The organism is Kitasatospora sp. NPDC101155, from assembly GCF_044768305.1.
In the GTDB taxonomy this organism is placed as follows: Bacteria; Actinomycetota; Actinomycetes; order Streptomycetales; family Streptomycetaceae; genus Kitasatospora.
Map to the genome: position 1 here is coordinate 1 of NZ_JBIWPN010000044.1, position 12200 is coordinate 12200.

At 68.6% G+C, this 12200-nt stretch carries 12 protein-coding genes and 2 pseudogenes; 9 read left to right on the top strand and 5 right to left on the bottom strand.

What is annotated here, in order from left to right; genetic code table 11:
• Window positions 1-166, top strand: a pseudogene (locus tag ACIRYZ_RS37130) (IS630 family transposase); the annotation flags it as partial.
• Window positions 167-448: 282 nt separating this feature from the next.
• Here ACIRYZ_RS37130 and ACIRYZ_RS37135 read toward each other — a convergent pair.
• The 3 genes from ACIRYZ_RS37135 to ACIRYZ_RS37145 all read right to left on the bottom strand — a co-directional run bounded on the left by ACIRYZ_RS37135 (window position 449) and on the right by ACIRYZ_RS37145 (window position 3755).
• Window positions 449-1018 carry a YrhB domain-containing protein gene (locus ACIRYZ_RS37135; RefSeq protein WP_402952805.1) on the bottom strand — a complete coding sequence of 190 codons (570 nt, stop codon included), beginning with the start codon at window positions 1016-1018 and terminating at the stop codon, window positions 449-451.
• Between the two features lie 272 nt (window positions 1019-1290).
• Window positions 1291-1863: a GNAT family N-acetyltransferase gene (locus ACIRYZ_RS37140; RefSeq protein ID WP_402952806.1), complete on the bottom strand. Its 573-nt coding sequence runs from the start codon at window positions 1861-1863 to the stop codon at window positions 1291-1293.
• 503 nt (window positions 1864-2366) lie between these two features.
• The gene (locus ACIRYZ_RS37145; protein WP_402952808.1) at window positions 2367-3755 is read right to left on the bottom strand and encodes a sensor histidine kinase; all 1389 of its coding nucleotides are present in this window, start codon (window positions 3753-3755) and stop codon (window positions 2367-2369) included.
• Window positions 3756-4447: 692 nt separating this feature from the next.
• Here ACIRYZ_RS37145 and ACIRYZ_RS37150 point away from each other — a divergent pair.
• From ACIRYZ_RS37150 to ACIRYZ_RS37165, 4 genes are all read left to right on the top strand, one after another.
• On the top strand, window positions 4448-4729 hold the full coding sequence (locus ACIRYZ_RS37150) for a hypothetical protein (protein ID WP_402952810.1): 282 nt from the start codon (window positions 4448-4450) through the stop codon (window positions 4727-4729).
• Window positions 4730-4832: 103 nt separating this feature from the next.
• Entirely contained in the window at window positions 4833-5009 is a 177-nt protein-coding gene (locus ACIRYZ_RS37155) for a hypothetical protein (protein ID WP_402952811.1), read from the top strand.
• On the top strand, window positions 4960-5556 hold the full coding sequence (locus ACIRYZ_RS37160; protein WP_402952813.1) for an adenylate kinase family protein: 597 nt from the start codon (window positions 4960-4962) through the stop codon (window positions 5554-5556). The genes ACIRYZ_RS37155 and ACIRYZ_RS37160 overlap by 50 nt, the downstream gene beginning before the upstream one ends.
• A gap of 249 nt (window positions 5557-5805) precedes the next feature.
• A complete protein-coding gene (locus ACIRYZ_RS37165; protein WP_402952815.1) occupies window positions 5806-6732 on the top strand; it encodes a DUF6891 domain-containing protein in 927 nt (308 codons plus the stop codon).
• A 107-nt stretch (window positions 6733-6839) separates the two neighbouring features.
• Here ACIRYZ_RS37165 and ACIRYZ_RS37170 read toward each other — a convergent pair whose 3' ends face one another.
• Window positions 6840-7454, bottom strand: a complete 615-nt coding sequence (locus ACIRYZ_RS37170) for a hypothetical protein (protein WP_402952817.1) — start codon at window positions 7452-7454, stop codon at window positions 6840-6842.
• A gap of 166 nt (window positions 7455-7620) precedes the next feature.
• Between ACIRYZ_RS37170 and ACIRYZ_RS37175 the strand changes: the two genes are divergently transcribed.
• Entirely contained in the window at window positions 7621-8166 is a 546-nt protein-coding gene (locus ACIRYZ_RS37175) for an SMI1/KNR4 family protein (RefSeq protein WP_402952819.1), read from the top strand.
• 368 nt (window positions 8167-8534) lie between these two features.
• Window positions 8535-8771: a hypothetical protein gene (locus ACIRYZ_RS37180; RefSeq protein WP_402952820.1), complete on the top strand. Its 237-nt coding sequence runs from the start codon at window positions 8535-8537 to the stop codon at window positions 8769-8771.
• Between the two features lie 290 nt (window positions 8772-9061).
• On the opposite strand, the gene ACIRYZ_RS37185 is transcribed toward ACIRYZ_RS37180, so the two are convergent.
• The gene (locus ACIRYZ_RS37185; RefSeq protein WP_402952821.1) at window positions 9062-9679 is read right to left on the bottom strand and encodes a TetR/AcrR family transcriptional regulator; all 618 of its coding nucleotides are present in this window, start codon (window positions 9677-9679) and stop codon (window positions 9062-9064) included.
• 140 nt (window positions 9680-9819) lie between these two features.
• Here ACIRYZ_RS37185 and ACIRYZ_RS37190 point away from each other — a divergent pair, with 140 nt between their 5' ends.
• Both ACIRYZ_RS37190 and ACIRYZ_RS37195 read left to right on the top strand, forming a co-directional pair.
• Complete coding sequence (locus ACIRYZ_RS37190; protein ID WP_402952822.1) at window positions 9820-11265, top strand: amidase; 1446 nt, start codon at window positions 9820-9822, stop codon at window positions 11263-11265.
• Window positions 11266-11572: 307 nt separating this feature from the next.
• Window positions 11573-12097, top strand: a pseudogene (locus ACIRYZ_RS37195) (transposase); the annotation flags it as partial.
• Window positions 12098-12200: the final 103 nt, after the last annotated feature.

Genomic DNA, 12200 nt, shown 5'->3' on the forward strand with positions numbered 1-12200 from the left:
GGCCCACGTCAAACGCAGTCTGGCGAACCTCGCCAATGTCGCCCTTGACCAGCTGGAGGCTGTTGTCCGCAACCGCCTCAAGCGATTGCAATACCGCTCCGACGTCCTCGACGGCTTCCTCACCGGGGCCGGACTCTCCCTCGACCTCCCACCGCCATCACCTTGAAGCGCCGAGGTCAGTAATGAGTCGGGTAGCGGGGACGCATTGCTGCGTCCCCGCCCCCTCAGAACCGTGCAAGCAGCTTTCACCGCACACGGCTCAAGCAAGCCCCGAAGGCTCGCGAGCAGGCGGTGCCGGGGCGGTAGACGCCGAAGGTGAGGATCTCCCTCAGCAGCCCGACCGATCTCCCAGCGCTTGACCTCGCAGCGATGATGCTGGTGCTCTCCCGTCATCCGGTCCGGAAGAACCCAGGACGGGCTGAAGACCAGCTTCGGCCGGCTGTCGCAGTCAGTCGGCTTGGCCGAGCGAACCCATCCGAATGGTTCCGACAGCGAGTACCGGATTGAGGGGCTCTACGAGTTCCTTGGTAGCGACGGCCACGAGGTGCGCCGGGGCATCACCGTTCAGCAAAGCGCGCACGTACTCGATGGCCTCGGCAGGAGACAGGACCGGCAGGCTCTGACGAATGGCCCGCACACCGTGCAGGCGCCCATGTGTAGCGGCGATGTCGCGTGTCGCATCGTGTAGATCATCCACGGCGGTACGCACCGGTAGCCCCCGTATCCGGGCCCGGTAGTCGTCCTCCCACGCGCCGGTCACCGCGGAGACGACGCCGATCCCGTGTAGGCCTCCGTCGACACGGTCGACAAGGTACGGCCCGTTGCCTCCCAGCATGAACTCCGGATTCCGAGTGCGCACGAACTCCTCGGACGTCCAGTGAACGATCCATACCAGCTCGTGCTCCTCAACGTCCACCACAGCCATGCGCAGTGCGTTCACGCCCGCAGCCCGTTGGTTCTGGTAGACACGCTCCAGTTGCTCCTCTACAGCCCGAACCGCGGCCTCTCGCTCGATCACGCTTCCAGCATTCCGTACGGCCCAGGCCACGACTAGCGAATTCGTACCGCCAGGGCCGTATGGAAGGGCCAGGGGACCATCTGGCACCGGAATACGACGGCTCCGGAACAAGTGCTCTGCGCCAGTACCGTCAGCCCGGTCCGCCGAGCCAGGTCACCGATCGAATAGAGCGTGTCGCCGTCCATGCCCTCAGCTTTGCGTCTCCCCCTACTGGAGACTCAAGCCCATCGGCTGGCAGCGGCAGATCGGCCCTCGTTCAGAAGTCTCGCCGACTACTCGACGGTGTCCCTGCGTCGTATGTGCAGATGGCCGTCGCGAGGGAAGGTGGGCGGCGCCGCGGCAAGGACTCTGTCGAAGTCGTACCGGCTCTTCTCCGCCACCCGGCACGAGGCCGGGTTGTCCACCTGATGCAGGAGTTCGAGTTGCTTCAGCCCATCGGGCCCCAGGGTGTCGAAGGCCCAGCCGGTGAGAGCCTCCAGAGCCCGCGGCGCCACACCCTTTCCACGGGCGTGCGCCGCGGTCCAATAGCCCACCTCCGCGGACGGTTTGCCGGGGGACGCCTCCTTGAGGACAACGTTGCCCACCAACTGCCCGTGCGATGAACCGGGGTACGTTTCGAGGACCGCGAAGCCGAACCGGCCTCCCGTCGCCCAGCCCCGCCGCTCGGTCTGAACCCACCGCATCGCGTCGGCATCGTCCTTCACGACGGAGTTCGTCCAGCGGCGCAACACCGGATCCTGGAACACCTCTACCAGCGCGGGAACGTCCTCCATGCACCAGGGACGAAGCAGGAGGGCGGGAGCGGTCGGCATCGCGGCCGCATGCAGTACGACGGTGTTATGCATCTGTCGATCGTATGCGAGAGGGCTCTCCCTGACACCGACGAACCCAGCCCATGCCGCTGTCGTCCGGTCCACTGTCGCTGCATCCACAAGTCTTGACAATTGCTCACTCGCCGGTCCGGAAGTGGCTCAGCAGCTCGGTACCCTCCCACCTGTACCGGCCGAGGGTCCAGGTACCGGCCGCCAGGCCGCCCAGGCGTTCGGCGGCTGTGGGGTGTCCAGTGCCAGGCGCAGCAGGGTGAGGGCGTCGGCGGGGTTGGCGGACAGCAGCCGCGCTGCTCGGCGTCGGCGTACAGGCGGCGGTCGGTCGGCGGAAGCATGACGAAGCCTTGCCTGGCGAGTGCGCCCGACCTCGTGATGGCGTTGACCGCCTCAGCCTCCCCGGCCCGGCGGGTGAGGAGGTGGTCGAGCTCAGTCATCATCATCGGGGAGATGATCAGCACCCGGGCGAGCGTGAGGGCTTCGGCGCCCGGGGTGGAGGTCGTCCTTGCGGTTGAACGCGGCGATCAGGGCGGAGGTGTCGGCGAGCCCGGCAGCGTTACGGTGGCCACCGCACCGCCCGTCGTGCCATCTGGCCCGGGTACCGCGGGGGTGAGTGACACCTCGCCGCCGGCGTTGCGGATCGCCTGTGCGACGATCGCCAGGCCCAGGCCGGAGCCGGGCAACTGCCTCGCGGACGGCGCGCGCCAGAACCGGTCGAACACGTGCGGCATGTCTTCGGGCGCGATGCCCGGTCCGTGGTCGCGAACCGTGAGAACGCCGGAGGTCAGCGAAACATCGACGGCGCCGTCGACCGGGCTGAACTTCACCGCGTTGTCGAGGAGGTTGACCACGGCCCGCTCCATGGTGTGCGTATCCGCCCGTACGTACCAGGGCTGCAGATCGACGTTGAACACCAGAGAGGGTCCGCGCAGCCTTGCACGGTCCAGCGCACGGGAGACGATGTCGTGCAGCCCCAGCGCGGCGAGAGGAGCGGTCCCCGCGGCTGGCAGGGGGCGGGAGAGGACCAGCAGATCGCCGATGAGGGTAGACAGCTCCACCATCTGAGCCTTCAGGTTGGCGAAGAGCTTTGGGCGCATGCCCTCGGGCAGTGCCCGCCCGGTCTCCTCGCTGCGGACCAGTAGATCGATGTTGGTGCGCAGGGACGTCAGCGGGGTGCGCAGCTCGTGGCCGGCGTCGGCGATTAGCTGCGACTGGCTGTCGCGGGAATGGGCGAGGGCGGTACTCATGGCGTTGAAGGCCTGGCCGAGGCGGGCAATCTCGTCACTGCCGGCCACGTCGATGGTCGTGCCCGGCTCCTGGGTGCGTGCGATGTTCTCTGCCGCCTGGGTGAGTCGGTCGACGGGCTGCAGGGCTGTACGCGCGAGCCACAGTGCGCCGAAAGCCGAGGCCGCGATCATCAGTGCGGCTGTGATGGTTGTGATCAGGGCGAGTCCGAGCAGTGCGTCGTGGACCGGGCGCAGGGGCTGGGATAGCGCGACGGCTGCAGTGGTGAACTCGCCGTTGGACACGACAGGTCCGTAGCTGACCACATACACACGCACGGCGTCACCGTTGGCGAGCTGTCCGTCGCGGAAGTAGGAGTGCGCGCCTGTCCCCCTTGTCCCGCTGCTCGCCACCGGCAGATCGTCATCCGTGACTTTCACGGACCGGGAGTCGTTCGGCGGACAGGACGTCCCGTCCGCGAAGATCACCGTGGGAATGGTGTCCCTCGTCATCCACGGTTGAGTGACGACCCCGCGGCACCAGTCGTTCATCGCTCTGATCTCGGCCTGGGGCGACGCATGGACACTTGGTTCCCATGCGCGCGCCAGAGTCTGATCGACTTGAGCGGTCATCTCCCCGCGGGCCACGAACCAGCCGGTCACCGCACACAGCACCACAGCCAGTGACACAGCCACAGCCGTAAATGACGCCAGCCGACCACGCAGAGTCATCCGGCCGAACCACCTGTCACGCAACCGAGACATCCCCACCCGTCCCCGCCCGCCCCATCTCAGGGCCCATATCTGCCTTGGCCACAGCCAAAATCCCACCCCATCGTCGCCCCATCCGATTTCGGCACCAGGACGCCCCACCCAAAGGTCGGACACGAAGATGAGAAATACCTAAACAACTACCTGAGGCGTGTCTGAGAAGCCGCTGTCTTTCCCGAGAGACGGGCATTTTTCCGCTGGTCAGACATATGGGCGAAACCGCACCACGATTGCGCCGAAGGTCGCCAGCGGAGGTGCAAGGGCCTGCACCAGCAGCGCAGCGTCGAGTGGGTGGCAGTTCCGAAGGGCGTATCGCCAGTTTTTCGCCAGAAGGCGTTGAAGCGAGTGGGCAGGCGATGCGGATCACGGCTTCGGAGCTGGCCGGCAGAGTCTCGTTAATCGCGGCCGAGACGCCGTCAGAGGTTGTCAGGCAGGCGAGGGACCCCCTCCTCGCCCCCGGCGATGTCAGCAGGGGCGGAGACAACCGCGCGTGACGAACGACGAACGACGCTGCCTTCGCTCCCGAGGCCTTGCCCAGTCCTGCTGAAGTTCTGACCCAGACACGCTGGAGTGATCTGTGGCATGCGATGGGCCCGGCAGCAGATGTGCCCATGAACCTGACCGCGCTACCGGACCCGGCAGGCACCGGCCAGTTCACCACCTGGAGAGCACAACGCCGAGACGCGGCTCCGGCGGGGCCCTGGGTGAGCGGCCCCGACGCCCATGCGCGCCTGATGACGGTGCCCGGCATCGGCATCTGGACCGCCGCCGAAACCCTCCAGCGCGCCAACGGCGACCCCGACGCCGTCTCTGTCCGCGACTTCCACCTCGCCAATTCCTTGTCAGGTCAGTGTGTTCACCTTGACGATCTCCCGGGTGCTTCCGGAAGGTGATCAGCCGTCGCTGACAGACCGAAACCAGTCGCGGCGGCACCGGCCCCTGCGGGATGCTTGGGCCGTGCGCTTGAATACCGATGGGGTTACCCCAGTGCCGCGCATGCTGTTGCTCAGCGAGTTCCTGCTCCACGCCGACTTTCAGGTCGAATTGAACGGACCGGTGTTCGTCGCGGCGGGCGACCGGATCCCCTACGAGGACGGCGGTGTCGTGGTGACTCGCTCGACCGGTGAGCAATACATGCACCCGATCCGCGACAGCTACTGGATCTGCCACTGATGGCGACGAGCTCGATGCGCATCGCCATCTTGCAACCACCGGCACCAATCTGGGGTTCCGATCCGCCGAGATCATGAACTCGGGCAGGCCACTCCCGGACGAGATCATCAATGCGATCGTCCGCGACCACCTGTGCCAGGTGGCCCTCGCAGGTTTCCTTCTCGACCGGCACCCTCTCAACGCCGCCCAGGCGCTTGCTCTGGACGAGCTGCTCCACGAACTCGGCACGCCCCTGAACAGCGTGTTGCGCCTGTATCTTCCCGAGCAGGAGATGGAGGGCCGCGTCCGCCACCAGTCCGCCCGTCGCCTTTGCCGAGTCGATGGTGCCTGCAACGTCCGCGGCGGTGAGCTCTATCAACGCGAGGATGACGAAGAGAGGACCATCCGCGGTCGGTTCAGCAATTACGACGCGATGGTGAAACCCATCATCCAGCACTACGGAAGGCAAGGGCGCCTCGTCACGGTCCACGCTGTCGGCACACCCGACGAGATAGCCAGTCGCGCGCTCACCGCGCTCCGACAGCATCAGGCATCCACGTCGACATGACGGAGCGTCACCCAGCCACGGAAGCGCGATGGACTTTACGGAATCCGTGCCGACTTTCGGCATCAACTGCCTATCTTTCCCATGTACTTGACGACTGTGGATACCCATCCCGGATGGTCCGCGGCACCCACCTGGTCGACCTCGTGAACACGATGGATCCCAAGTTCGTCGCCGCTGCCTTGGGTATGGACCCCGAGGCCAACCCGCCTGGCGGGGCTGTGCCCGCTTGCGCCTGAGGACGCCGAACGCGTGGTGCGACCGCTGTTGGAGGCCCTGATGATCGTCGAAGTTCCGGACGGCGTCAGGACTCCTGGACTGCTGCGCGGCGCGCCGTGCACGCGTCGGCGCCATCGCATCGAGAACGGTCGTGCCATCAGCACGATGCTGCAGGATCTGCCCCGGGACGCCGATCCCCGTCTGCGTGCCGTGGCCGGGCTGCGGGACGACGAGGAACGGTACCGCCTCTTCCACGAGCAGCAGCTCTACGACGCCGCGCGCGAGGCGGGCCTGACACCCCACCTCATATCGGCCCGCCCCGTGTACCGAGGGGTTGTCGACCTCGCTGCCCTGATGGATCACGACGGCCTGGTGGACCCGCCGTCCGAGCTTCAGCTGCCCGGAGACGAGCGCGAGGAGCTCGTGGGGCGGATGGAGCTGGCGCTCGCGGAGGGCTACACGACCCGGGGCGACCTGGCCGAGATCGCCGAGGAGTACCTGACACCCGGGAAGCACCAGCCGGTGCTACGGGATCAACTGGCGACGCTCGTGGACCGGATGTGGTCCCAGCGCGTCCGGGAGCAGGAGGTCTGGCCTGCGGAGACCGACCCGGACAAGCTGGCCAGGGCGTTCGCCGCCCTGGCGGATGCGGACATCGTGGCGCGGGAGCACTTCACCTGCTGTCGCTCCTGCGGTCTGGCCGAGATCGGGGCCGAGGCGTCTCCCGGCTCACGCGGATTCGTCTTCTTCCACTCTGGCGGTACAGCCGATGCGGTGCTCGGGAACGGGCTGACGCTGTACTTCGGTGGCTTCGACGACTCGGAGCAGACCACGGCATCCGTGGGGCGGCAGGTCGTCGCGGCACTGGAGCAAGCCGGGCTGTCGGTCGACTGGAACGGCGACCCGGGGCGCGCGATCGACGTCACGCCACTGCACTGGCGCAAGCGACTGGTCGGCTGAAGACGACGGACACAGTGAGTGGCCGCGAGGTCGTCATCGGCAGAGGTCAGCCGGCCCAGCCGGCCCTCGCCCTTGGCCCGCCTGCCTCGCGCACTGCTCGAACAGCTTCAACGTCCCTGACTCACACCGTCAGGCAGCCTCAAGACGCCCTGCTCGACTACTTCCCCGCCGCCCTGGAGGCGTTCGACGACCTGGACGCCCGTGACACCCTGGAGCTGCTGGCCAAGGCGCCTGATCCGGCGGCCGCCGCGAAGCTGACGACCACGCAGATCGGCGCGGCCCTCAAACGCCCGCCGACGCAACATCCCCGACAAGGCCGCCAAGATCCAAGCCGTGCTGCGGCCAAGCACCTGGGGCAGCCCACCGCCGTCACTGCGGCCTATGCCGTGTCCGTACGCGCGCTCATGCCAGGTGTCGCCTTGGGGATGCGCCCGTGCCCGCTCGATCGCTTCGTCGACCAGACCGCAGCCGGCCATGAGCGAAAGCCGCATCCGGAAGAAGTCCCAGTCCTCGGCGCCGCCACGGCGTTCCTTGAGGGCGTCGAGGTAGGCCAGGCCCTCGTGGGCCCGGCCGTGGTCGGCGTACAGGTCGCACAGCGTGCGGACGATCCGGTCCTCCGCGCCACCGGGCCGGTCCGCGAGGGTGCGCACCACCTCGATCGCCTCGTCGCCCCGCCCGTGCCGGACCAGCAGCCGGGACAGCGGGACGACCACGTGCCACATGCCGTCGGACTCGTCGGTGAACGACCGGTAGGTCCCCACCGTGTGCAAGTGCGCTGGGCGGGGTCGTCTGCCGGCTTCGGTGGGAACAGTGAGATGTTGGACATCCTGGCAGTACCGGGTGGTGTCATCCGCTTCGACTCTGACGTCAATTCTTAAGGACACCGCCATGGTCCACCCGGCCATCACCCGCCTCTCAGCTCTGCTCGGGGAGCCGAGCGCCCTGGGCGACACCGTCGACTGGGACGAGCTGGCACGGAGCACTGGCCTGCGCCTGCCCGCCGACTACCGCGACTTCGTCACGCTCTACGGTGGCGGCGAGCTGGACGAGTACCTCGGCGTCAGCACGCCGCCGGTGGCCGGTTCCCCGTACGGCGACCTCGTCGACGGACTGGACTTCGACCCGAGGGAGGAGCCGACGGCCCCCACTGGCACCGCCCCGGAGGACCTGGAGAAGGGGAGGCTTCTCCCCTTCGCGAGCAGCGCCAATGGCGACGTGGTCTTCTGGCTCTGCGACGCCCGGGACCCGGACAGCTGGGACGTCGTCGTCTTCAAGCGCCAGCCCCTCCACGGGGAGGAACGCTGGGTCCGCTTCGATGCGGGCTTCGGCGACTTCCTCCTCGGCACCCTCGGCGGCACGCTGCCGAACCCGTTCAGCGACAGCGGCTTCGCCAGGCCCCCGCACGCCTACCGCAACTGGCGGCAGCCGCTGTGACTCGCATGCTGTTCACGTACGGCTGCCGGCGGTCTGGCCTCCGGGCTCGGCCGTCGAGCTCCTGCCTGTGCATGCCGCTGCGATCAGGGGTCATGCTTCGGTCGGCTATTTCCGGTGTTCTGGCCGGGCCGGTGGCGTGGCCGGCGATCCGGCGGGGTCTTCACGAGTGGTGTGCACTCACAGTCACCATCTGGCGGAGTGGCCGTCGTCCGTCCGGTCCGCGCGGCAGTCGGGGCGAGTGGTCCAGACAAATCGGTGATCAAGGCCATTTGGCGTTCTCAATCAGAAGCAGGTCATGACCTCCCGCATCCCTCCGGTTGGCCGTACGAGCGGGTGCGTCACGGCTGCGGTACACCGAGGCTGGAACGATGAACGTGATCGTCGTCCTGGAGAACCCCGGCTCGCCCGACCTGGTGGTCGTGCACGCGGCCACGTCCGACCCGGACCTGCCGAGCAGCCCCGGCCCGGTCACCGCCTGCGGCCTCGACACCGCCGAGATGGTCAGGAACTCGTGGCAGCCGACCGAACCCGACCGACACTGGTGGCCACCCGAACTACGCAGCCGGACCTGCCCGCGCTGCGACCAGGCCATCCGAACCGCCTAGAACACCGACACCAACCCGCTACCGACTCCTGCTCGGCCGAACCCTGGCCCGGCAGGGCAGGACGGAGGAGGCCGCCGTACGCCTCACCCTGGCATCCGCCATGACGCCCGAGTACGCGACTTGAATGTACCGCCCTACCCAACGACGTCACACGCCCCTCCGTCACCCACGTCTGCGGGGACGCCGGCGGTTCGGGGCCCGGTCAGGCGCAGCGTGCCCTTTCCTACCGGATCTCGGGCCCGGCCTCTGGTGGCCTACAACCCGATCCCTCCGCCCCGCGGCGCGACCCCTCACCGGGCGACCCCGGGGGCCGGGTGCCGGTCCAGGAGGGCACCGACGATCCTCATGAGCCGCTCGCCCGCGTGCTCGACGCTCCCGTTCTGGGTGCTCACCTGGGCTCCTTCGAGGACGAAGGTGAGCTCTGCGGCCGCCTCGTCCGGGTCGGGCAGTCCGGCCCGGGTGCACAGGTCGGTGAGGCGGCGCAGCTGGCCGGCCTTGTGGGCTTCGATCAGCCGGCGCGCCGGGTGGGTGCGGTCGGGCAGTTCCGCCACGGAGTTGATGAACGGGCACCCCCGGTGGGAGATCCCGGGAAGATCGTCGGCGATGAAGCGGGCGATCCCGAGGATCTGCGCCCGGGGCTCGCCGGGGTGTTCGTCCGCCAGCCGGTCGAAGGCGGCGGTGTAATCGGCAGCCAGGATGCGCAGCCATTCCTCGACCAGTGCGTCCTTGGTCGCGAAGTGGCGGTAGAGCGCCATCTTGGTGGTCCCGGCCCGGTCGGCGATCGCCTGCACGCCCACGGCCTTGATCCCCTCGCGGGCGAAGAGCTCCTCCGCCGCGTCGAGGATCCGCTCCCGGGGCGGCAGTGTGGCCACCCTGCTCTGCCTACCGGCTCTGTCCGTGTTCGTCATGCGGCCCCTCGTCGGTCGGGCGGGGCTTCGCGCCGCCTGACATCGATGTTACGGTACCGACCAGTCCCGCACGATACCGTTCGGTCTCATAAGATACCGATCAGTCTCATACAGCCGGTACCAATCCCTGGACGGACGCGATGAAGCTCTCCGAGTACGTGACCTACGACGGCGTCGGCCTGGCCGACCTGGTGGCCCGCGGCCACGTGACCGCCGCCGAACTCGCCTCGACCGCCCGTTTGGCGTCCGAGGCCGTGAATCCGCGGATCAACGCCGTCGTCGAGACCTGGCCCGCACAGGACACGCCGGCTCCGGGCAGCACGCCACTGGCGGGGGTGCCGTTCCTGATCAAGGACCTCGCCGTCGCGATGGCCGGCCGGCGCACGGAGCTGGGCAGCCGCCTCGCCGCCGGAAACGTCGCCGACGCCGACTCCTCGCTAATGGCGCGCTTCCGTCGCGCCGGGCTGGTGACCCTCGGCCGCACGGCGACTCCGGAGTTCGCCTACAGCACCACCACCGAAGGCCTCCTGTACGGCGCCACCCGCAACCCGTGGGATCCGACCCGCAGCCCCGGCGGCTCCAGCGGCGGCTCGGGATCCGCCGTCGCCGCAGGCATCGTCCCGATCGCGCACGCCACCGACGCGGCGGGCTCCATCCGTGTCCCCGCCGCCGCCAACGGTCTGTTCGGGCTGAAGCCGACCCGCGGCCGGATACCGATGGGCCCCGACGCGGACGAGGTCTTCAACGGGCTCGCCGTCCACGGCGCCCTCAGCCGCTCGGTCCGCGACAGCGCCGCGCTGCTGGACCTCGTCCACGGCCCCGAGGCCGGTGACCCGTACGTCGCCCAGTTGCCCGAGCGACCCTACTCGCAGGAGGTCACCCGCGCCCCCGGTTCCCTGCGGATCGGTCTCCTCACCCGGCCGTGGGGCGGACGGGCCGTCGACGGCACCGTCGACGACGCCACCCTCCGCTCCGCACGGCTCGCCGAGTCCCTGGGTCACCGGGTGGAGGAGGTCCACCTCGACCTCGGCATCGGCTGGGACGAGTTCGTCCTGGCCAACGCCCGCCTGTGGAGCACCAACCTGGTGACGTGGATCGACGACTTCGCTGCGGCCTTCGGGCGGCCCGTCGACTCCACCACCGTCGAACCCGAGATCCTCGCCAGCTACGCCTACGGACAGCAGGTCAGCGGCGCCCAGTTCGTCCGCGCGCTCGCGATGCGCAACAGCGTCAGCCGCGCGATCGGCCGGTACTTCACCGACCACGACCTGCTGCTCACCCCGACCCTGCCCGAACTGCCAGTCCCACTGGGCACATACGCCGAGGGCGCGAATGGCGCCGACGGTCTCGGCTGGCTGAAGCAGCTCTTCCACCGCTCGCCCTTCACCGCCGCGTTCAACATCGCGGGCACCCCCGCCATGTCCGTCCCCCTGGAGACCGACCCCGCCACCGGACTACCCATCGGCATCCAGTTCGCCGCAGGATACGGACGTGAGGATCTCCTCTTCCGCCTCGCCGGACAGCTGGAGCGCGCCGCACCCTGGGCGCAGCGGACCCCCGCCGTGTGGGCGGGCCACCCTGCCTGACGCACGCCGGGTCCGGACCACGCAAGCCCTGGTCCTCGACCAGGACCAGGGCCATGCCCTTCTGTACCTCCTACCAGCGCTCACCATCGCCTGGGCAACCGCTGGTACGCGGGGGCGTGGTACGGCCCGCATGAATCCGCTGGTCAGCACTGGCGGCTTATGGATTCGAGCCCAACATCGAGACACTCCGCCCCTGACGCTGAGACAACCGGCAGTCGGTCAGCGGGCGGGAGTCGCTGTTTACGGAGCTGACGGCGGGGTGTTCCTCCCGGGCCGAAGCGTGCTGGTTCGGCGTGAGGAGTGCGGGATGACGGAGCAACGGGCTCGGATCTGGGTGGGCACCGACGCAGGAAAGGGCCACCACTGGGCGGCGGCCGTGGGCGAGTCCGGGTTCCAGCTCTGGTCGAGGAAGATCAACAACGACGAGGCCTCGATCCTGGAGGCCATCGCCGAGGCGCTGGCAATGGCGGACGTGGTGGACCGGGCCATCGATCTGTCCGGCACCGCGTCCGCGCTGCTGCTGGCGCTGGACGAGCGCATCAACGACTTGGACAGGCACATCAAGGAGACCTTCCGCGCCCATCCGCAGGCACACATCATCGAGTCCATGCCGGGCATCGGCCCGATTCCGGGCGCCGAACTTCTCGTCGCCGCAGGCGATTTGTCCGCCTTTGCGGACGCCGGCCGCCTTGCCTCCGCGGCCGGGCCGGTACCGGTGCCACGTGACTCCGGCCGGTGTACCGGAAACCTGCACCGCCCGACGCGCTCCAGCCGTCGCCTGCGCAGGGGGTTCCACATGTCCGCGCAGACCAGCATCATCAAGGACGGCCCAACCGGGACTCCTACCTGACGGCGCGTGTGCGGGTAAAGGGGGACGGTGGCTCGCGGATCCGGTGTCATGCCTGTCAGTACAGCCGCACGGCCCGGTGCCGGAC

Bases quoted from the DNA above. Each gene is read 5' to 3' on its own strand.
- ACIRYZ_RS37150 (WP_402952810.1), top strand. From the start codon at position 4,448: ATGAACCTGACCGCGCTACCGGACCCGGCAGGCACCGGCCAGTTCACC.
- ACIRYZ_RS37140 (WP_402952806.1), bottom strand. From the start codon at position 1,863: ATGCATAACACCGTCGTACTGCATGCGGCCGCGATGCCGACCGCTCCC.
- ACIRYZ_RS37180 (WP_402952820.1), top strand. From the start codon at position 8,535: ATGAACGTGATCGTCGTCCTGGAGAACCCCGGCTCGCCCGACCTGGTG.
- ACIRYZ_RS37170 (WP_402952817.1), bottom strand. From the start codon at position 7,454: ATGTGGCACGTGGTCGTCCCGCTGTCCCGGCTGCTGGTCCGGCACGGG.
- ACIRYZ_RS37175 (WP_402952819.1), top strand. From the start codon at position 7,621: ATGGTCCACCCGGCCATCACCCGCCTCTCAGCTCTGCTCGGGGAGCCG.
- ACIRYZ_RS37190 (WP_402952822.1), top strand. From the start codon at position 9,820: ATGAAGCTCTCCGAGTACGTGACCTACGACGGCGTCGGCCTGGCCGAC.
- ACIRYZ_RS37155 (WP_402952811.1), top strand. From the start codon at position 4,833: ATGCTGTTGCTCAGCGAGTTCCTGCTCCACGCCGACTTTCAGGTCGAA.
- ACIRYZ_RS37185 (WP_402952821.1), bottom strand. From the start codon at position 9,679: ATGACGAACACGGACAGAGCCGGTAGGCAGAGCAGGGTGGCCACACTG.